At 65.9% G+C, this 20,748-nt stretch carries 14 protein-coding genes; 4 read left to right on the top strand and 10 right to left on the bottom strand.

Annotated elements, in window-relative coordinates; genetic code table 11:
- The first annotated feature begins 12 nt into the window (after positions 1–12).
- The 4 genes from LOY26_RS15600 to LOY26_RS15585 all read left to right on the top strand — a co-directional run bounded on the left by LOY26_RS15600 (position 13) and on the right by LOY26_RS15585 (position 6,400).
- A complete protein-coding gene (locus LOY26_RS15600) occupies positions 13–1,461 on the top strand; it encodes an aldehyde dehydrogenase (RefSeq protein WP_258713782.1) in 1,449 nt (482 codons plus the stop codon).
- A gap of 79 nt (positions 1,462–1,540) precedes the next feature.
- Positions 1,541–3,400, top strand: a complete 1,860-nt coding sequence (locus tag LOY26_RS15595; RefSeq protein ID WP_186660933.1) for a feruloyl-CoA synthase — start codon at positions 1,541–1,543, stop codon at positions 3,398–3,400.
- Positions 3,397–4,644: a thiolase family protein gene (locus LOY26_RS15590; protein WP_258713781.1), complete on the top strand. Its 1,248-nt coding sequence runs from the start codon at positions 3,397–3,399 to the stop codon at positions 4,642–4,644. The genes LOY26_RS15595 and LOY26_RS15590 overlap by 4 nt, the downstream gene beginning before the upstream one ends.
- Before the next feature lie 13 nt (positions 4,645–4,657).
- Complete coding sequence (locus LOY26_RS15585) at positions 4,658–6,400, top strand: acyl-CoA dehydrogenase (protein ID WP_258713780.1); 1,743 nt, start codon at positions 4,658–4,660, stop codon at positions 6,398–6,400.
- A 78-nt stretch (positions 6,401–6,478) separates the two neighbouring features.
- Here LOY26_RS15585 and LOY26_RS15580 read toward each other — a convergent pair whose 3' ends face one another.
- From LOY26_RS15580 to LOY26_RS15535, 10 genes are all read right to left on the bottom strand, one after another.
- Complete coding sequence (locus LOY26_RS15580; protein WP_033698571.1) at positions 6,479–6,943, bottom strand: MarR family winged helix-turn-helix transcriptional regulator; 465 nt, start codon at positions 6,941–6,943, stop codon at positions 6,479–6,481.
- A gap of 125 nt (positions 6,944–7,068) precedes the next feature.
- Positions 7,069–8,922 (bottom strand): ABC transporter ATP-binding protein, encoded by a 1,854-nt coding sequence (locus tag LOY26_RS15575; RefSeq protein ID WP_186660926.1) that lies wholly within the window; start codon positions 8,920–8,922, stop codon positions 7,069–7,071.
- A 105-nt stretch (positions 8,923–9,027) separates the two neighbouring features.
- The gene (locus tag LOY26_RS15570) at positions 9,028–10,293 is read right to left on the bottom strand and encodes an MFS transporter (RefSeq protein WP_186660924.1); all 1,266 of its coding nucleotides are present in this window, start codon (positions 10,291–10,293) and stop codon (positions 9,028–9,030) included.
- A gap of 33 nt (positions 10,294–10,326) precedes the next feature.
- Positions 10,327–11,388 carry a sugar phosphate isomerase/epimerase gene (locus LOY26_RS15565; RefSeq protein WP_258713779.1) on the bottom strand — a complete coding sequence of 354 codons (1,062 nt, stop codon included), beginning with the start codon at positions 11,386–11,388 and terminating at the stop codon, positions 10,327–10,329.
- A gap of 113 nt (positions 11,389–11,501) precedes the next feature.
- Entirely contained in the window at positions 11,502–13,007 is a 1,506-nt protein-coding gene (locus LOY26_RS15560; protein ID WP_258713778.1) for a PLP-dependent aminotransferase family protein, read from the bottom strand.
- A 118-nt stretch (positions 13,008–13,125) separates the two neighbouring features.
- Positions 13,126–14,709, bottom strand: a complete 1,584-nt coding sequence (locus LOY26_RS15555; RefSeq protein ID WP_258713777.1) for a sigma 54-interacting transcriptional regulator — start codon at positions 14,707–14,709, stop codon at positions 13,126–13,128.
- A gap of 12 nt (positions 14,710–14,721) precedes the next feature.
- Positions 14,722–15,495, bottom strand: a complete 774-nt coding sequence (locus tag LOY26_RS15550) for an SDR family NAD(P)-dependent oxidoreductase (RefSeq protein WP_258713776.1) — start codon at positions 15,493–15,495, stop codon at positions 14,722–14,724.
- Between the two features lie 53 nt (positions 15,496–15,548).
- Positions 15,549–16,733 carry an acetyl-CoA C-acyltransferase gene (locus LOY26_RS15545; RefSeq protein WP_258713775.1) on the bottom strand — a complete coding sequence of 395 codons (1,185 nt, stop codon included), beginning with the start codon at positions 16,731–16,733 and terminating at the stop codon, positions 15,549–15,551.
- A gap of 33 nt (positions 16,734–16,766) precedes the next feature.
- Positions 16,767–18,866, bottom strand: coding sequence for a 3-hydroxyacyl-CoA dehydrogenase NAD-binding domain-containing protein (locus tag LOY26_RS15540; protein ID WP_258713774.1), 2,100 nt, complete (start codon positions 18,864–18,866; stop codon positions 16,767–16,769).
- Between the two features lie 84 nt (positions 18,867–18,950).
- Positions 18,951–20,738, bottom strand: a complete 1,788-nt coding sequence (locus tag LOY26_RS15535) for an acyl-CoA dehydrogenase C-terminal domain-containing protein (RefSeq protein ID WP_258713773.1) — start codon at positions 20,736–20,738, stop codon at positions 18,951–18,953.
- Positions 20,739–20,748: the final 10 nt, after the last annotated feature.

The raw sequence follows: 20,748 nt of genomic DNA, 5'->3' as shown, positions 1-20,748 counted from the left end.
GAGGAATGCCCGATGTTCGAGGTGCCCTTGTTAATTGGCGGTAAGGCCCGTACGGCCAGCGACGACGGCACGTTCGAGCGTCGCCATCCGGTCAGCGGCGAGGTGGTGTCGGTGGTGGCCGCCGCCACCCTGGCCGACGCCGACGCGGCGGTCGAAGCGGCGCAGGCGGCGTTCCCCGCCTGGGCCGCGCTGGGGCCGGGCGAGCGCCGTGCGCGCTTGCTCAAGGCAGCCGATGCGCTGGATGCCCGGCGCGACGAATTCCTGGCCATGGCCGGGGAAACCGGGGCCAAGGCCAACTGGTACGGTTTCAATGTGATGCTGGCGGCCAATATTCTGCGTGAAGCGGCGTCGATGACCACGCAGATACAGGGCAGTGTCATCCCCTCCGACGTGCCCGGCAGCTTTGCCATGGCCCTGCGCCAACCCTGTGGGGTGGTGCTGGGTATCGCCCCCTGGAATGCCCCGGTGATTCTGGCCACACGCGCTATTGCCATGCCCCTGGCGTGCGGTAATACCGTGGTGCTCAAGGCCTCCGAAGCCAGCCCGGCGGTGCATGGCCTGATCGGTCAGGTATTGCAGGCGGCCGGTTTGGGCGACGGTGTGGTCAACGTCATCTGCAATGCCCCGCACGATGCACCGGCAGTGGTGGAGCGTCTTATCGCCCATCCGGCGGTGCGGCGGGTGAATTTCACCGGGTCTACCCATGTGGGGCGCATCGTTGGGCAACTGGCGGCGCGTCACCTCAAGCCTGCAGTGCTCGAACTGGGTGGCAAGGCACCGTTCCTGGTCCTGGCCGATGCCGACCTGGAGGCTGCGGTCGATGCGGCGGCCTTTGGTGCCTACTTCAACCAGGGCCAGATCTGCATGTCGACCGAGCGGCTGATCGTCGACCAGGCGGTGGCCGATGAGTTCGTGGCCAAGCTGGGTGAGAAGGTGCGCCGCTTGCGTGCGGCAGACCCCTCGCAACCCGACGCGCCGCTGGGCTCATTGATCGATGCCGGGGCCGGTGAGCGCATACAGGCGCTGGTCGATGACGCCATCGGCAAGGGTGCGACCCTGGTGGCAGGCGGCGAACGTACGGGCAGCGTCATGCAGCCGGTACTGCTCGACCACGTCAATGCGGGCATGAGGCTGTACCGCGAAGAGTCGTTCGGGCCGGTGGCAGTGGTGCTGCGCGCCAGCGGCGACGAAGCGCTGCTGGCCCTGGCCAACGACTCCGAGTTCGGCCTCAGCGCGGCGATCTTCAGCCGTGATACCCAACGTGCCCTGGCCCTTGCCCAGCGCCTGGAGTCGGGCATCTGCCATATCAACGGCCCGACGGTGCATGACGAAGCGCAGATGCCGTTTGGCGGGGTCAAGGCCAGCGGTTACGGCAGCTTCGGCAGCACGGCGGCCATCGATGCCTTCACCCAGTTGCGTTGGGTTACCGTGCAGCATGGCGCGCGGCACTACCCGATTTGACCCACAACCTCACAACAACAATAGCGAATGCGCCTGGCGGCCCCTCGGCCCTTGGCGCACTCACGCAGAGGTAGCCTTCATGGACTGCGAAACCCTCTCCGTTGCCCAGCGTGCGCCGTTGCGCGCCGTCAAGATCGGGCAGCCCCAGGTACAGGTGCGCCAACAGGGCGACGTGCTGTACCTGGACCCCGTGGAAACGCTCGACGCCTACCCGGCACGGCTGATGGAGCGCTTGCTGCATTGGGCGCAGCAGCGCAGCGAGCAGACGTTTGTCGCACGCCGCGCTGCCGACGGGCAGTGGCAGCACATCACTTACGCCGCCATGTTGCAGCGTGTTCGACGTATCGCCACGTGGTTGCTGGGCCAAGGCCTGAGCGCCGAACGCCCGCTGCTGATCCTCTCGGGCAACGACCTTGAGCACGTGCAACTGGCCACGGCCGCGCTGTATGCCGGCATTCCCTATTGCCCGGTATCGCCAGCGTATTCACTGTTGTCCCAGGATTTTGGCAAGCTGCGCCATATCGTCCAGACACTGCAACCGGGCCTGGTCTTCGCGGCTGATGCCGCCTACGGCAGGGCCATCAATGCGGTGTTCGAACCCTCGATTACCCTGGTGCTGGGCCAGGACGAGCTGGCGGGGTGGGCGAGCACGCCATTCGCCGAGGTACTGGCCACCGTCGCCCAACCCTGTGCCGACCAGGCTTTTGCCGCCTTGCGCCCGGACAGCCTGGCCAAGTTCCTGTTCACCTCCGGCTCCACCAAGCTGCCCAAGGCGGTGGTCACCACCCAGGGCATGCTGTGTGCCAACCAGCAGATGCTGTTGCAGACCTTCCCGGAGTTCGCCGAAGTGCCGCCGGTGCTGGTCGACTGGCTGCCGTGGAACCACACCTTTGGCGGCAGCCACAACGTCGGTATCGTGCTGTACAACGGCGGCACGCTGTACATCGACGATGGCAAGCCGACGCCGCAGGGCTTTGCCCAGACGCTGCACAACCTCAAGGACATTTCCCCCACGGCGTACCTGACCGTGCCCAAAGGCTGGGAGGAACTGGTCAAGGCACTGGAGCAGGACAGCGCCCTGTGCGAGCGGTTCTTCCAGCGCATGAAGCTGTTCTTTTTCGCCGGTGCCGGTTTGTCCCAGGCCATCTGGGACCGCCTTGACGCCGTGGCCGTGGCCCACTGCGGCGAACGCATCCGCATGATGGCGGGGCTGGGCATGACCGAGACTTCGCCGTCGTGCACCTTCACCACCGGGCCGTTGTCGGTGGCCGGCTACATCGGCCTGCCGGCCCCGGGGTGCGAGGTCAAGCTGGTGCCGGTGGACGGCAAGCTCGAGGCGAGGTTTCGCGGGCCCCACGTGATGCCGGGGTACTGGCGCTCATCGCAGCAGACCCAGGAGGCGTTTGACGAAGAGGGGTTCTACCGCAGCGGTGATGCGGTGCGCCTGTGCGACCCCGGCAATCCGCAGCTGGGTTTGATGTTCGACGGGCGCATTGCCGAGGACTTCAAGTTGTCCTCCGGGGTGTTCGTCAGCGTTGGGCCGATGCGCACCCAGGTGATCTTGCAGGGTGCGCCCTATGTGCTGGATGTGGTGGTGTTGGGCCCGGACCGCGAATGCCTGGGTTTGCTGATCTTCCCGCGCTTGCCGGAATGCCGGCAGTTGTCCGGGCTTGGCGCCCAGGCCAGTGACGCCCAGGTGCTGGCATCGCCCGCCGTGCGTGACTGGCTGGCCAGCCTGCTGGCCACGCTCAACCGGGGCGCGACAGGCAACGCCAGCTATATCCGCTTCGCCGGCCTGGCCGCCGACGCACCGTCCATCGACCGTGGTGAGATCACCGACAAGGGCTCGCTCAACCAGCGCGTGGTCCTGCAATTGCGGCACGGCCTGATCGACAGCCTGTATGCAGGGCCTGGGCCGTTGCGTGTAGACGCACCATGACGGCCCGGGGGCAGTTCCGCACGTTTGCGGCGACCGCGTTGCTCGAGGGCATCCGTACGCCGTGGGTCGATATCAATGGCGCATTCGGCCTGGTCTCGCCGACCGACCTGGGCATCAAGGCCGGCCGCGCGGTGTTGCAGCGTGCCAGGCTCGATGCCGGTGAAGTCGACAGCGTACTGGCCGGCTCCATGGCCCAGGCAGACTTCGATGCCTACATGCTGCCCAGGCATATCGGGCTTTATTGCGGTGTCGACCAGGCAGTGCCGGCGCTGATGGTGCAACGGATCTGTGCCACCGGTTTCGAGCTGCTGCGCCAGGCCGGTGAGCAGATTCAGGCGGGGGAGGCGGGCACCGTGCTGTGCGTGGCCGCCGAGTCGATGTCGCGTAACCCGATTGTCGCCTACACCCACCGTGGCGGGTTCAAGCTGGGCGGCGAGGTCGGCTTCAAGGACTTTCTGTGGGAGGCATTGTTCGACCCTGCGGTGGGCATCAGCATGATCCAGACCGCCGAGAATATCGCCCGGCAATACCGCATCCCCCGCGAGGCCGTAGACGCCTGGGCTGCCATGAGCTTTGCGCGGGCCATGGAGGCACGGGCGCGCGGGTGGTTCAGCGACGAATGCGTCAACGTCTGCAGCGAAGTGTTCGAAGCGCCCGGCTTGCTGCCGCGCGGTATTCGCCTGCCGCGTGGCGTTGAAGCCGTCACTGAAGACAGCCACCCACGCGCGACCGCGTTCGAACGTCTGCAGCAACTGCCCGCCCTTTACCCGCAGGGGGTACAGACTGCGGGCAACAGCTGTGCGGTGGTGGATGGGGCGGCGGCGGTGTTGATGTGTTCGGCCGACGCGCTGGCCGGGCGTACGCCTTTGGCCTGGTTGCGGGCCAGTAGCGTGGTGGGCGTGGCGCCCGAGGTGATGGGGCTGGGCCCGGTACCGGCCATCCGCTTGCTGCTGGCGCGGGCTGGGCTGGCGCTGGACGACATTGCCTGCTTTGAAATCAATGAGGCCCAGGGGGCGCAGATCGTAGCGGTGCAGCACGCATTGGGCATTGCCCCTGAGCGTTTGAATGCCTGCGGCGGCGCCATCGCCTTGGGCCATCCGCTGGCCGCTACCGGCCTGCGCCTGGTCATCAGTGTGGCCCGGCAACTGCGCGCCAGTGGCCAGCGTTTTGGTGTGGTCTCGGCCTGCGTCGGTGGCGGCCAGGGCATGGCCTTGCTGCTGGAAAACCCGCTGGCCATGGTTTGACAAGGAGTTTCACGTGCACAGCTATCGCGCTCCGCTGCAAGACATCCGTTTTGTGATCGATCATTGGCTGCAGGCACCGGCGGCGTGGGCCGAATGCGAGCGCTTCGCTGGCGTCGACAGTGCCCTGGCGCAACAGTTGCTGGAGGAGGGCGCGCGCTTTGCAGAACAGCAACTAGTGCCGCTGAACAGGCCAGGTGATCGCGAAGGCTGCCGGTTCCAGGACGGCCATGTGAGCACGCCAACCGGGTTTCGCCAGGCTTACCAGCGTTATGTGGACGGCGGCTGGCCAGGCTTGGCCTGCGCGCAGGCGCACGGCGGGCAGGGCCTGCCGCTGCTGCTCGGCGCTGCGCTGCACGAAGTGATCTACGCCTGCAACCATGGCTGGGCCATGTACAGCGGCATTGCCCATGGCGCCTACGAATGCCTGCGTCAGTTTGGCTCTGCCGAGCTTCGCCAGGCCTGGCTTGGCAAAATCGTCAGCGGTGAGTGCCTGCCCACCATGTGCCTGACCGAACCCCAGGCCGGTAGCGATGTGGGGCTGCTGCGCACACAGGCGCGGGTAGATGAAGCCGGGGCTTATCGGCTGACCGGCAACAAAGTATTCATTTCCGGCGGCGAGCACGACCTGACCGACAATATCCTGCACCTGGTGCTGGCGCGGTTGCCCGATGCGCCCGCAGGCAGCCGTGGGATTTCGCTGTTTCTGGTACCCAAGCTGACTGAGCAAGGCCGGCTTAATGGCGTTCATTGCACCGGCATCGAACACAAGATGGGTATTCACGCCAGCGCCACCTGCAGCCTGAGTTTCGACCAGGCCGAAGGCTGGCTTGTCGGCGAGCCGCAGGGTGGCTTGGCAGCGTTGTTCGTGATGATGAACAGTGCCCGTACCTACGTGGGCCTGCAGGGCTTGGCCCATGCCGAAAGCGCCGGCCAGCGCGCCTTGGCGTATGCGCAGGCGCGCCTGCAGATGCGCGCGGTGCTACGCCCCGAAGGTGCATTGGCCGCTGCGGCGGACCCTGTGGCTTTTCACCCGGCCGTGCGCCAGGTGCTCTGGCAGTCTCGGGCGATGACCGAAGGCATGCGGGCCATCGGTTATTGGAGCGCCCACCTGATTGACCTTGCCGAACAGGCGCAAGGCATGGCCCGGCAAGCGCTGGAGGCGCGCATCGCCTTGCTCACCCCGGTGGTCAAAGCCTTTTTCACCGAGCAAGGGTTTCAACTGGCCAGTGACGCGCTGCAGGTGTTCGGCGGTTACGGTTATGTCACCGAGTCGGGCATCGAGCAAACCGTGCGCGACAGCCGCGTGGCGATGATCTACGAGGGCACCAACGAGATCCAGGCCAACGACCTGTTGCTGCGCAAGGTCTTGGGCGATGGTGGCGAGGCCCTGCAAGCACTGTTGGCCCACGTGCTGGAAGAAGCAGGCCTGGCCAGCGACGCTGAAGGCATGCGCTGGGCGCAGCAGCTGCGCGTTGCCAGCGACGGCTTGCAGACGTGGGTGGGTGGGCTTGTCGAGCACGATGACCAGGAGTACGCCTACCGCGCTGCGGGTGATTTTCTCCAGGCATTGGCAATGTTGTTGCTGGGCCATGCCTGGGCCCGGTCGGCGCGCCTGGCACTGGTGCACGCGGATCAACCGTTCTACCGGCGCAAACGCCAGACGGCGGCGTATTTCTTTGACCATCTGTGGTTGCGTTTTGCCTATCGGCTGCAGCGGCTGCACGCGGCGCAGCTGCCATTGCCGTTCGTGGGCTGACACCCCCCTTCAAGCCCGCTCCCACAGGTTCTCTGCGCGACAGCGCAGTTCAAAGGGCTGGGCAACCCTTCCGGCAGCCTAATAAGCCTTGCGCAGCAGGGCGAGCAACTGCTGGCGCTCGTCATCATTCAGGTTGGCAGTGGCGGCGCGGTCGCTTTCTTCGGCGACGCCGTACAGCGTTTTCAGCAGCTTCTCACCCGCCTTGCTCAGGTACAGGCCATACGAGCGCTTATCTGCCTTGCTGCGCACCCGCAGGGCCAGCCCGGCTTCTTCCAGTTTGTTGAGCAGGGGCACGACCTGGGGCGGCTCGATGTTCAGCGCCTTGGCCAGCTCGGCCTGCGTGGGGCCGGGGTTCTGCGCGATGATCGCCAACGCGGAGAACTGTGCGGGCCGCAGCTCGTACGGTGTCAGGCAATCGACAAGGTGCTGGAACACCTTCATCTGCACGCGACGCAAGGCGTAGCCAACCAGGTCATTGAGGTCTGCCGGCGCGCTGGCCTCGCTGCCGTCGGCGCCCGATTGGAGTGCAGGGGAAGTCTTCATGCGGTCTCGTGTGTCAGGGGGTAGGGAAAAAATGATTAACAAGTATAACCGATGCCGAGCGCCTGCAAACAGCGCCACCTTCCGGGTGAGGGGCAGCCTTCGCAACCGGCTGCCACCGCTCAGGCTTACTCCATGGCCTCCGCCACCCCCTGGTCCTCACCCAGGAACCCGCCGCTCTGGTGCTGCCAGAGCCTGGCGTAGGTGCCGTTGCGGGCCAGCAGTTCGGCGTGGGTGCCTTGCTCGATGATGCGCCCCTCATCCATGACGATAAGCCGGTCCATGGCCGCGATCGTGGACAGCCGATGGGCGATGGCGATGACGGTCTTGCCTTGCATCATCTCGTTGAGGCTTTCCTGGATGGCGACTTCGACTTCCGAATCCAGCGCGCTGGTGGCTTCGTCGAGCAACAGGATCGGCGCGTTCTTGAGCATCACCCGAGCAATGGCAATGCGCTGGCGTTGGCCACCGGAGAGCTTGATACCGCGTTCCCCCACCAGCGTGTCGTAGCCACTATGGCCTTGCCGGTCGCTCAATTGTTCGATGAAACCATCGGCCTGGGCATTGGCCGCAGCCGTGCGGATTTGCGCGTCGGTTGCGTCGGGGCGGCCGTAGGCGATGTTGTCGCGGATCGAGCGGTGCAGCAGGGAAGTGTCTTGCGTGACCATGCCGATGGCGCTGCGCAGGCTGTCCTGGGTGACCTGGGCGATGTTCTGCCCGTCGATGCGAATCTCGCCGCTGTCCACGTCATAGAACCGCAGCAGCAGGTTGATCAGCGTCGACTTGCCGGCGCCGGAGCGCCCCACCAGGCCGACTTTTTCGCCCGCGCGGATGTTCAGGCTCAGGCCGTCGAGCACCTGCCGTTCACCGTTGTAGTTGAAGCTGACCTTGTCGAAGGCCACTGCGCCGCCGCGGGTTTCCAGCACGCTCGCGTTCGGCGCATCCTGCACCTTGGGGCCGCGGGTCAAGGTGGCCATGCCGTCCTGCACGGTGCCGATGTTCTCGAACAGCGCGGTCATCTGCCACATGATCCAGTGCGACATGCCATTGACACGCAAGGCCATGGCGGTAATCGCCGCCACGGCGCCGGTGCCTACCTCACCCTGGTGCCAGAGCCACAGGGCATAGCCGCCTGCGCCAAGGATCAAACCGACCACCAGCGCCTGATTGACGATCTCGAACTGGCTCACCAGGCGCATCTGGCGAAAGCCGGTTTGCTTGAAATCCTCCATCGCCGCACGCGCGAAGTGCGCTTCGCGCTTGGAGTGCGAAAACAGCTTCACGGTGGTGATATTGGTGTAGGCGTCGGAAATTCGCCCGGTCATCGATGAGCGCGCATGGGCCTGTTCCTGGCCGACTTTGCCCAGGCGTGGCACAAAGTACACCATCGCCAGCCCGAACAGCGCGACCCAGGCAATAAACGGCAGCATCAGCTTCAAGGCGAAGCCGCCCGCCAGGGCAATGATGGCGATGAAGTACACACCGATACCGGGCGCGATCTCGATGAGGGTGAACAGCACTTCGCGCACCGCCAGCGCCGTCTGCATCACCTTGGTGGTGACCCGGCCAGAGAACTCGTCGGAAAAGAACGACAGGCTTTGCCGCAGCATCAGGCGATGGAAGTCCCAGCGCAGGCGCAGCGGCAAATTGATCGCCAACACCTGGTGCTGCACCATCGTGCGCAGTGCCACCAGCCCGATACTGGTCATAAGCACGATGCCGATACCCCACAGCACGCGGCGTTCCTGCCCGGCTGCAGCGCCGCCGGCCTGCCAGGTCGAGAGCAGGTCGACGACCTGGCCAAGGAAGGAAAACAACCAGGCTTCGTAGATCGACACCGCCGCGCTGAGTAAGGCCAGCGCAAGCACATAGCCACGGGCACCGCGCGTACACGCCCAGAGGAAGCGCAGCAGGCCGACCGGTGGGGGTGGCGCCTCGTCGGGCGGGAAGGGGTCTAGCCGTCGTTCAAAAACACCAAGCATGGTGGGCTCCCAAAAGGTTCAGTTGTACCGCGCGCTGGCGTCAGATGCCAGACCGACATGGAACCGAACCCCTCAGGCTTGCCACTGGCCCATGCGCTGCGCGGGTCAGGCCTGGGCCGCACGCATCCCATCAGAGGCCACGGATTGCTTGCGCACTGCCCGATAGAGCAGGCTGGACACCATGAACCCTGCAAGGGCCAGCAGGCTCATCAAGGTGAAGACGACGGTATACCCCTGCTGGCCAGGGAAGTGGTCGAGGATCGCGCCGTAGATGACGTAGGCAAACATGCCGGGTGCGTAGCCGATCAGGCAACCGATGCCGAAGGCGGACCCGGTGATGTGCTGGGGTATGCCGACTTCACCCATGGGCGCCCAGAACACGCCGCGCATGGAGAACACGATCAGCGCAAAGGACAGGGTGGCGGCCATGCCGGCATAGATGAAGCCCGGGCTTTTGGGGATCAGCAGGATCACCGCCATCACTGGCAACAGCGCCAGAAATGCCCATTTCAGGTAGCGGCTGGTGCTTTTGAACTGTTTGTCGGCAATGAAACCGCCGGCAGGCCCACCCAGGATCTTCAGGAAGTACTGGTTGATGATGCCGTAGGCACCCACCAACGCCACGGGCAAACCGTACATTTCCTTAAGGTAGGGGATGAAGTAGGTCAGGCCGCAGTAGACGATGTAGACCATGAACACGTTCAGGCTGACCAGCCAGATCCCCGGTACCTTGATCGCTTCCATCAGGTTCGCCAGGCTGTTTTTCGGTTTGGCCACCGACGGCGCGTTGCCGCCTTTGAGCAGGAACCAGGTCAGGGTGCCGGCCAGCAAGTCGATCACCGAGTAGAACAGGATCGCCGACTTCAGGCCGTTTTCGCCCGAGCCCATGGCAACGAACACCCCCAGTGCGGCAAAGGCGACCAGTGTATCCACCACGCCACGCCCGCCTTCGAGCAGGCCGAACAGGCGCCCTTGCTCCTGGTCGTTACCCAGGTTGCGGATAGCCTTGAGCAGCGAGGGCCAGAACAGGCAATCGGCGCACACGGCCAGCAGGCTGAACACGATCAACAAACTGCTGAACGGGGGGAAGGTCGCCAGGTACACGCCCAGGCAACCGGTGCCGATCAGCCCGAGGGGGATCAACTTGCGCGTCTCGAAGCGGTCGGCGAGCAGGCCGCCAACCACGAACAGGGCTGTGGCGATGACCGCGTTGGCACTGAGCAGCAGGCCGATTTCAGTGTGGCTCAGGCCCATGAATTCCTGCATGGGAACGTAGAAGGCGTCCTTCAGGTTCGCCAGCTTGTAGACGGTGCCGCCGCCCAGGATGAGGATCAGGAATCGGAGCCATTTGGCTTTGTTCTGGGATGTCATTGTTGTTCTCCGCAGGTAATCGGGTCGCCAGGGTCAAGCGTTGGCCAAGGTCAGCTCGGCCAGGGTGCGAAATTCGCCCAGCAGGCCGCGCACGTAGGCCACCTGGTTGTTGGCCCAACGGTGTTCGTCAGCCAGCATGCGCGCCAGGGTGAAACCGGCAGGCAGCGGTGTTTCGCTCATTTCCCGATAAGCGATGAAGGGGTCGGCCGCTTCCTGCTGCTGGCGGAAGGCCGGGGCCACGTAGTGGTTTTCCTGTTCGAGGATGAAGGCGATCACCTGCGGGGCTGTGTCGCCCAGCATCAGCAATTCGTACAGCATGCGTGCACTGGGCAGGTCGTCCTCGGCGCTGCCCTGCAGCACGCCGTAATGGCCGAAGCCGTTCTGTTCGGCGACGATGCGCACCCCCTTGAGGTGGCTTTGGCGGATGTGCGGCGCCAGGTTGCGCAGGGCTTGCAGCGGCTGTTCGCAGGCATTGATCATGTTGCCGAAGTCGAACAGGGCATGCAGGCGTGGGTGGTCGAGGCGCTTGAGCAGTTGGGCGATCTCGTCGCTCTTGAGCTCTTCGTGCTGCTCGAAGTCAAAGTACAGGTCGTGGGCGTCGGCCTGTTGCGCCAGGTAGTGCAGGTCGCTCTCGATGATGTCCATGACCCGCGACAGCGTGCCCTCATAACGCGAGTAGACGCGGATGTTGCGTACCCCCAGGGCTTTGGCGATGGCGATCACCTGGTCGACATCCTGTTTCAGCGTGCTGCTGATTTCCACGTGCACGTCCAGCCCCAGTGCCTGGGCCTTGTCGGCAAACGCCTGGAGCTGGCCGGGGGACATCTGGCTCAGGCTGTTCTGCTCGCCGTCGAGCACGTGCAGGCTCAGGCCTTGCAGTTCGTGGCGATAGGCGAAGTCCAGCAGGTCGGCGGGGGTGACGTGGCCGTGGGTGAGGTTGGTCAACAGCGGATAGGCGTGAGCAAACAGGCGCACCTGTGCAAGGCGTTCGAGCAACCGTTGGGCCAAGGCGGGCGTCAGCACGGGGGCTGCCGCGTGTTCGACCACGTTGTGGCTGAGCAAGGCGTTGAAACGTTCCTGGATCTTATTGTTCATTAGCGTCGTTCCTGGTTCAGGCGCCGGGTTTTGCCGGCCCAGTCTTTATCGCGCCAGTCAGGAACGTTCGATAGATCCATTATCCATCAATCGATAGGACCACTTGCCCGGCCTCAAGCGTTGCCGGGCAGATACCCCAGTGCGCGCAGGGCCCGGGCCAGCGCCTCGACCCGCGTCGCGGCCTGGTTTTCAGGCGTGCCGGCAAAGCCGATCAGCAGCGCCGGCGGTTGCGCATGGGCGATGCTGTAGTCGCTCAAGGGGTAGGTGTGGATGCCATGCTCGGCCAGTTGCCGGGCGATGTCAGCGTCGCTGAGGTGGGTGGGCAACCAGGCGATCAGGTGCATGCCGGCATCGGCCGGGGTGAGGGTGAAGAAGCCGCCAACCTGCAGTTCGAGTTGTTCGATCAACGCCTGCTGGCGCGCCTTGTACAGGCCGCGTATGCGGCGGATGTGGCCAATGAAGTGACCTTGGGCCATGAAGTCTGCGGTGGTTGCCTGCAGCAGCGTCGGCGGGCTGCGGTCCATGACTGCACGCAGGGTGCAGAAGGGCTCGACCAGCGCCGGCGGCAGAATCACGTAGCCCAGCCTGAGTGATGGAAACAGCACTTTGCTGAAGGTGCCGACATAGATCACCCGGGCCATCTGGTCCAGTGCGTACAGCGCGGGCAGCAGGCGGCCGCTGTAGCGCAACTCGCTGTCGCAATCGTCCTCGATGATCCAGCTCTGTTGCTGTGCGGCCCAGTCGATCAGTGCCTGGCGCCGCGCATAGCTCAAGGTGACGCCCAGCGGGTGCTGGCGCGAGGGTGTGCAAAACACCAGCCGCGCCTCAGGGCACTCGCACAGCCCTTGTTCAACATCGATCCCGTCAGGGTCGACACGCAACGCCGTCACCCGTGCACCTTGCGCCTGCAACGCAATGCGCGCGGCGATGTGCCCCGGGTCTTCCATCCACACGCTGTCCTGAGGGTTGAGCAACAGCATGCCCAGCAGGTTGAACGCTTGCTGCGCGCCGGACACGATCACCACCTGCCCGGCCTCGCAGTTAATGCCACGGGCATCGAACACGTACTCGGCGATCGCGCTGCGCAGGGCGTGCAAGCCTTGCAACTCGCCGTACCCCAGCATCGCCTTGGTGGGTTTGAGCAGGTGCTGGTTCATCAGGCGTCGCCAGACCGCCTGGGGGAACGCTTCATAGGTGCTGTGGCTGGGCAGGAAAGACGTCGGTGTGGCGGGGTCCCAATCGGCGTACGAAATGCCGCGAAAATGGTCGCTACGCAGCGACAGCATCGACTGGCTCAGGTCGGACAGGCGCGGTGGCGGCCGCTGTTGCTCGGCCTGGCCGCCCCGGCTCTCCCACTCGCTGCCGACATAGGTGCCGGCGCCGGTGCGCGAGGCCAGGAAACCTTCGGCAATCAACTGATCGAACGCGTTGAGAATGGTGATTCGCGACAGCCCCAACTCGTGGCTCAACGTGCGGGTCGAGGGCAGGCGGACGCCGCCCTGCATCCTGCCGTTGAGTATCTGCTTGCGAATCTGCAGGTACAGTTGGCGGTACAGGGGAAGGGTGCTGGCGCGGTCCAGCTCGATGGCCGACAGCAGCAAACCTGCGGCAGTTTTCATGGCATGTTCGTCTGCGGGGGAAGTGAGTGGGCCTGAAACCCTCAGGCCTGCAGAAGCCAAGGGTATCGGGCGTTACCCGATAAGTCATCCGTAAGCTGAGCATGGCTGCGCCCGCTGCTCAGGGCTGCGCCCGCAGCCGCCGCCACAGGGTGCTGCGGCTGACGCCCAGGCTACGTGCGGCTTGTTCCATGTTGCCGTCGTAGCTGGCCAGCGTACGCCGGGCATGCGCCGCCTCGGCGGCCTTGCCCAGGCTGCGCAGGTTGTCGTTGAGGGCCAGTGGCTGGGTGGGGGCCTGCGGATGTTGGAAAAACTCCGGGAACAGGTTGGCCAGGGCGATGCCATCGGCGCCCTCCAGGGCGGGGGCACACAGGGCGGCGCGCTCGGCAATGTTGTCCAGCTCACGGATGTTGCCCGGCCAGCTGTGGCGCAGCAGCAAGGGCAGCAGCGGCTGCAACTGCGGTGCGCCAAGCCGTGTCGTGCCGTGCCGGGCGAGCAGCGCTTCGAACAGCGGCAGGATGTCTTGAGCGCGCTCACGCAGGGGCGGCACCACCAGGCGCAGGATGTTCAGCCGGTAGAACAGGTCGGCGCGAAACTGCCCGCTGGCGATGCGCGCAGACAAGTCGCAATGGGTGGCGGCAATCACGCGGATATCCACCGGTGTCGGCTCGCAGGCGCCCAGGCGCAGCACCTCACGCTCCTGCAGCACGCGCAGCAGGCGGGTTTGCAGGGCCACGGGCATGTCGCCGACTTCGTCGAGGAACAGCGTGCCACCGTGGGCCAGCTCGATCAGGCCAGGCTTGCCGCCCTTGCGCGACCCGGTGAACGCGCCATCTTCATGGCCAAACAGCTCGCTTTCGAGCAACGACTCAGGCAAGGCCGCGCAGTTGATGGCCACGAACGGCCCCGGCTGGCGTGCGCTGGCGTGGTGCAGGCTCTGTGCCAGCCATTCCTTGCCGGTGCCGCTTTCACCGGTGATCAGCACCGTGGCGTTGCTGGTGGCGTAGCGCTGCGCCAGTTGCACGGTCGCGCGAAACGCCGGGGCATCGCCGAGCAACTGATCGAAACGATAGCGGGTGGTGAACGGCTGTGGGGTGGGCGGCTTGCGCGCGCGCCGGGACCGCGCGCGCAGGCGGTCGAAGGCCTGGCGCAGGCTGTCGCTGTCCAGGGCGAGCACGCCTTCGGCGCCGGCCGCATCAGCCAGCTGGCAGACCGTAGGCGAACCGATGATGACTTCGACGCCGTCCTGCACCAGGCGCTCGACCTGCGCCCGGGCTTGTTCCAGGCTGGTATAGGTATGTTGCTGAACCCGCAGGTCGAACAGTGGCGGCAGGGTGGCCGGGCCGGGGTGCTGGCCAAAGTTGAGCACGCCGACCCGCTTGGCACGGCTGCGGGCCAGGGTGAGGGCGCGGGCCAGGTCGCATTGGCCTGGGTGCAGGGCCAGCACCTTGGTCGTCAGGTGCTGGCGCAAGTACTCGGCGACGGCACCGGAACACAAAATGATGTCTGCCCGCTGGTGGCGGTCCAGGTCGCGCGCCAGCGGCAGCAGTTCGGCCAGGGTGGTTTCGATCACCTCGATATGGGCCTGCTGGCGGTAGTCGGCGCTGACCTGTTCGATCAGGCGCGCCATGCGGCTGGGGGCCGGTGGTTGGCGCAAGTGGGTGACCAGCGCGACCACGCGTGGCAGGTAGGCGGCAACGGGCATGCAGGCTCCTTGCTATAACGGGTTGACCAGGTGCCCGCCATCCACGGCCAGGACACTGCCGGTCATGAAGCCACCGGCGTCACTGGCCAGTAACAGCACAGGCCCGTCCAGCTCGCTCAATTGGCCCAGACGCCGCATCGGCACGTGATCCTTGATGTAGCCCTGGCCGGCCTCACTGTCGAAGTAGGCCTCGTTCATTTCGGTCTTGAAGTAACCCGGGGCGATGGCATTGACCCGGATCCGGTGGCGGGCCAGCTCCAGCGCCATGGCCTTGGTCAACTGCACCACACCGGCCTTGGCCGTGCAGTAGTGGCTCAGGCCGGTGCCAACACGCAGGCCCAGGATCGAGGCGATGTTGATGATGCTCCCGGCGCGGCCGGCCTTCACCAGGCGCTGGCTGGCGCATTGCGCCACATGAAACACGCCGTCGAGGTTGGTCGAGAGCATGTGCTGCCAGTCCTGCCCGCTCAGTTCGAGGAAGCGCCCAGGGTCGCCGATGCCGGCGTTGTTGATGACCACATCGACCACGGCAAAATGCGCCTCGGCCTGGTCGAACGCCTGTTCGACACTGTCGCGCCGGGTGACATCGAGCACCACGGCCAACGCTTCTCCGCCTTGGGCTTGAAGTTGTTCGACCAGCGCCTGCAAGCGCTCGGCCCGGCGCGCCGCCAGCACCACGCGGGCGCCTGCGGCCTGGGCCAGGCGCGCGAAGTGGGCACCCAGGCCGCTGGAGGCACCGGTCACCAGCACGGTCTTGCCGGCCAGGGTAAAGGGGGTAGCTAGCATGGTTTCTCCTTGTTCGATGATCAAGCTGGGACTTGTGGACGGCTGGGGCTTCTTCACAGCACTTCGAACAGGCCGGCCGCACCCATGCCGCCGCCTACGCACAGGGTCACCACCACATAGCGCACCCCGCGCCGTTTGCCTTCGAGCAGGGCATGCCCGACCATCCGCGCGCCGCTCATGCCATAGGGGTGACCGATGGCGATGGCCCCGCCGTTGACGTTCAGGCGCGCCGGGTCGATGCCCAGTTTGTCGCGGCAGTACAGCAACTGGCAGGCAAAGGCTTCGTTCAGCTCCCACAGGCCGATGTCGGCGACCTTCAGCCCGTGTTGCTTGAGCAGGCGCGGCACCGCATACACCGGGCCGATGCCCATCTCTTCCGGCGCCAAGCCGGCCACGGCGATACCCCGATAGAGGCCCAGCGGCCTGAGGTTGCGCTGTTCGGCCAGGCGCGCATCCATCAGCACGCAGGCGCTGGCACCGTCGGACAGCTGGCTGGCATTGCCAGCGGTGATGCAGCCGCCCTCGACCACCGGCTGCAAGCCTGCCAGGTCGTCAAGGCGAGTCTGCGGGCGGTTGCCTTCATCTTGCGTCAGGGTCACCTGGCGGTAGCTGACTTCGCCGGTGTGCCTGTCCTTGATCAACTGCTGGGCGGTCACTGGCACGATCTCGGCCTCGAACAGCCCGGCTTGCTGGGCGGCGGCAGTGCGCAGCTGCGATTGCAGGGCGTAGGCATCCTGCGCAGCACGGCTGATGCCGTAGCGTTGGGCAACATGCTCGGCGGTGTGCAGCATCGGCATGTAGGCGTGCGGTACCTGTTGGATGACCGCGTTGTCTTGCTCGGCCAAGGCCCATTCGAGGTTGCGCACCTGCACCGCGCTGATGTTCTCCTGGCCGGCGCCGACGGTAACGTGCATGCCATCGACAATGATCTGCTTGGCGGCGGTGGCAATCGCCATCAGCCCGGAGGCGCATTGCCGGTCCAGGGTCTGGCCACTCACCGAAACCGGCAGGCCGGCCGCCAGCGCGCTCATACGGCCCAGGTTCCAGCCGGCGGTGCCAGAGGGCATCGCGGTGCCCATCACCAGGTCTTCCACTTCGTCGGCGGCGATGCCGGCGCGGGCAACGGCAGCCTTGATGGCATGGGCGGCCAGGCTGGGTGAGCGCAGGTTGTTGAGGGCACCGCGAAAGGCCTTGCCAATCGGGGTGCGGGCGGTCGAGAGAATGACGGCTTCTTTCATCAGGTTTTCCTTGTTGGCGAGGGTTTTTGCAGCTCAGTGGCCTTGCACGCGCAGCTTGCCGCTGCCGGCCAGGCGCCGTAGCAAGGGCGCTGGCTGAAACCACAGTTGGCCATAGGCGCCGAGGCGCTCGCGCAGTTGCTCGATGCCTGCCAGCACGTTGTCCAGGCCCAGGTCGCGGGCATAGTGCAGCGGGCCGCCACGCCAGGCAGGGAAGCCGTAGCCGTTGGTCCAGACCAGGTCGATGTCGCCACTGCGCAAGGCGATGCCTTCGTCGAGCAGTTGCAGGCCTTCGTTGATCAGCATGAACAGGCAGCGGTCGTGGATTTCTGCGTCACTGATGCTGCGCCGGGTGATGCCCAGCTTGCCAGCCAGTCGCGCTGCGATCTGCACCACCTCGGGGTCTTCGATGCGCTCGCGGCCTTCGTAGCGGTAGAACCCGCGCCCGCTCTTCTGGCCGTGGCGGCCCAGGCTGTAGAGTTCGTCGGCCAGGCGGAAGTAGCTCGGGTCGTGGGCCAGTTCGTTGCGCCGCGCCTGCCGCACCAGGTAGCCCACGTCGATGCCGGCCAGGTCGTACATGGCGAATACCCCCATGGCCAGGCCCAGGTCGGTGAGCACCTTGTCCACCTGGGCCGGCGAGGCGCCTTCGAGCACCAGGCGATGGGCTTCGCGGGCGTAGGGTTCGAGCATGCGGTTGCCGATGAAGCCGAAGCACACGCCAGACACCACCGGCAGCTTGCCGATGCGCTTGGCGATTTTCAGCGTGGTGGCCAGTACGTCGGGCGCCGTGGCCCGGCCACGTACCACTTCGAGCAGGCGCATCACATGGGCCGGGCTGAAGAAGTGCAGGCCGACCACGTCTTGCGGGCGGCGGGTGCTGGCGGCGATGCGGTCGACATCCAGGGTCGAGGTGTTGCTGGCCAGGATCGCGCCGGGCTTGCACACCCGGTCGAGGGTGCGAAACACCGACTGCTTGATCGACAGGTCCTCGAATACTGCCTCGATCACCAGGTCAGCGTCAGCCAAGTCGGCATAGTCGAGGGTGCCTTGCAGCAGGCTCATGCGCTGTTCGAGTTGCGCGGGGGTGAGCTTGCCGCGGGTGATGCTGCTTTCGTAGTGTTTGCGGATCTGCGCCAGGCCACGGTCCAGCGCCTCGGGCTTGAGCTCCAGCAGGCGCACCGGCAGGCCCGCGTTGATGAAGTTCATGGCGATGCCGGCGCCCATGGTGCCGGCGCCGATCACGGCGACCTGAGCGATGCTGCGCAGCGCGGTGGCAGCGTCGATACCCGGCACCCGCAAAGCCTCGCGTTCGGCGAAGAACTGGTGACGCAATGCCGTGGCCTGGGGGTCTTGCAGGGCTTCGCGGAACAGTGCTTGCTCGCGTGCCAGGCCCTCGGCCAAGGGCAGCTCGCAGGCCGCGCGCAGTGCTGCCAGCACCCGCAGCGGTGCCCGTTGGCCGGGTTTGCGTGCAGCCAGTTGCGCCGCGTGCGTGTCGAAGAAGTCATCGGCCAGGCCCTGTGACAGCGGCGCAGGCGTGAGCGCAGGGGCGGGGTGCGCGAGCTGCCTGCGGGCAAAGGCGCAGGCCTGTTCGAGCAGGTCCTGGCCGGGCTCTACCAGGTGGTCCACCAGGCCCAACGTCAGGCCCTGGCGGGCATCGATCGGCTCGCCGCCGAGCATCAGTGCCAGGGCGGGTGCCACGCCGATCAGCCGTGGCAGGCGCTGGGTACCCCCGGCACCGGGCAGCAGGCCCAGGCGCACCTCCGGCAAGCCCAGGCGGGCAGTGGCGCTGGCGACCCGGTGTCTGCAGGCCAGGGCCAGTTCCAGGCCGCCACCCAGGGCCACACCGTCGAGCGCGGCGATCAGCGGTTTGCTGAAGCGGGCCAGTTCATCCAGCAGTTGGGGCAGGGCGGGTTGCTGCCAGGTGCGTGGGCTGCCGAATTCGCTGATGTCGGCGCCGGCACTGAACGGCAGGTGGTGCCCATGCAGGATAATGGCCTTCACTTCAGGGTCGGCGGCGGCCCGTGTGCAAGCCTGCATCAGCGCCTGGCGCAGGCCGTGGCCGAGGGCATTGACCGGGGCGTTGCACAGGCCGATCAGGGCCAGTTGGTTGTCGCGACGGTAGTCGATCAGCTGCATGGGAACCTTCTTGTGAGTGTCCTGGAAAAACAGGTGGTGGCCCGGAGCCTTGGCCACCACCGGAAAAACCGCTGCCGTGCAGGGTCAGCGGGCGAAGGCGCTGTCGCTGATGCGCATCAGGTTGTCACTGCCGGTGCGGATTAGCGTTTCGTGCAGGCTTGCCCTGGGCAGCAGGCGCTGCAGGTAGAAGCGCGCGGTCTCGCGTTTGCCCTGGTAGAACGCGACGTCCTCGCTGCCGGCCGCCAGTGCCTGTTCGGCGACGCAGGCGGCACGCAACCACAAGTAGCCAATCAAGGTGTAGCCGCAGAGCATCAGGTAGTCGTACGCGCTGGCACCAACCAGGTTGGCATCCGTGGCGCTGGCGTCGCGCAGCCACTCGCTGACCTCGCGCCAGGCGATCACACGGTCGTGCAAAGCCTGGGCGAGGTCGGCCGACGCCGAAGTGGTGTGGATGAAGGTTTCGATTTCAGCCAGCAGTTCGGACAAGGCCTCGCCGCCATCGGCCAGTACCTTGCGGGTCAGCAGGTCGATGCCCTGGATGGTGTTGGTGCCTTCGTAGATCGCGGTGATGCGCACATCGCGGGCGATCTGCTCCATGCCCCATTCGCGGATGAAACCGTGGCCGCCAAATACCTGGATGCCCAGCTGCGCCGCCTCGTTGCCGGTCTCGGTCAGGAAGCCCTTGGCAATCGGCGTGAGCAGGGCCAACCGGCGTGCTGCCGCCTGGCGCACACCCCGGGTGGCGCCGTGGTGCAGCAGGTCGACGCCTTTGGCACAGGTGTAGGCGAGCATGCGACCGCCTTCGGCGTAGGCCTTCTGGGTCAGCAACATGCGCCGTACATCGGCGTGGCCGATGATCGGGTCGGCCGGCTGGTCGGCCCGCAGGCGCGGCGTGGTGCGCATCTGCAGGCGGTCGCGGGCATACGCCAGGGCCCCCTGGAACGAAGCTTCGGCGTGGGCTTGGGCTTGTTGTGATACGGCCAGCCGCGACTCGTTGATGTAGGTGAACATGGCGTTCAGGCCACGGTTGGCCTCGCCCAGCAGGTAACCGGTGGCGCCATCGAAATTGAGCACGCAGGTGGCGTTGCCGTGGATGCCCATCTTGTGCTCGATGGCGCCGCAGCTGACGCCGTTGGGTTGGCCCAGGTTACCGGCTTCATCCACCTGGCGCTTGGGCACGGCGAACAGCGAAATGCCTTTGACCCCCGCTGGCGCGCCTTCGATGCGTGCCAGCACCAGGTGCACGATGTTTTCCGTCAGGTCGTGCTCACCCGCCGAGATGAAGATCTTGCTGCCGTTGATGCGGTAGCTGCCGTCGGCCTCGGGCCGGGCGCTGGTGCGCAGCAGGCCGAGGTCCGAGCCGCAGTGGGCCTCGGTCAGGCACATGGTGCCGCTCCAGCGGCCGGCAATCATCGGCGGTAACAAACGCTGGCGCAGCGCCGCGTCGGCATGCTCGCTGAGGGTGCTGATGGCGCCACCGGTGAGGTTGCCGTACATACCCCAGGCGTGGTTGGCGCTGCAGACCATTTCGTGGTTGACGAAGCCCAGCGAGGGCGGCAGGCCCTGGCCGCCGTAGATGGGGTCCTTGTCCAGGCCCAGCCAGCCATCGGCGGCGAAACGCTGGAAGGCATCGGCGAAGCCCGGCGGGGTGCTGACCTTGCCATCCTGCCATTGGCAACCGTGCTGGTCGCCGACGGCGTTGAGCGGCGCCAGTACCTGTTCGGCGAACTTGGCGCCTTCCTCGACGATGGCGGCGAAGGTGGCCGCGTCGGGGGCTTCGCAGCCGGCCAGCTGTTGATAGTGGCTGCTCAGGTCGAGCAGTTCCTGGGCAACGAAGGTGATATCGCGCAACGGGGCTTTGTAGCTGGGCATGCCGGACTCC

Source organism: Pseudomonas sp. B21-047 (assembly GCF_024748775.1).
Classification (GTDB): Bacteria; Pseudomonadota; Gammaproteobacteria; order Pseudomonadales; family Pseudomonadaceae; genus Aquipseudomonas; species Aquipseudomonas capeferrum.
Note: the sequence above shows the minus strand (reverse complement) of the source record. Positions and strands in the feature narration are given on the sequence as shown.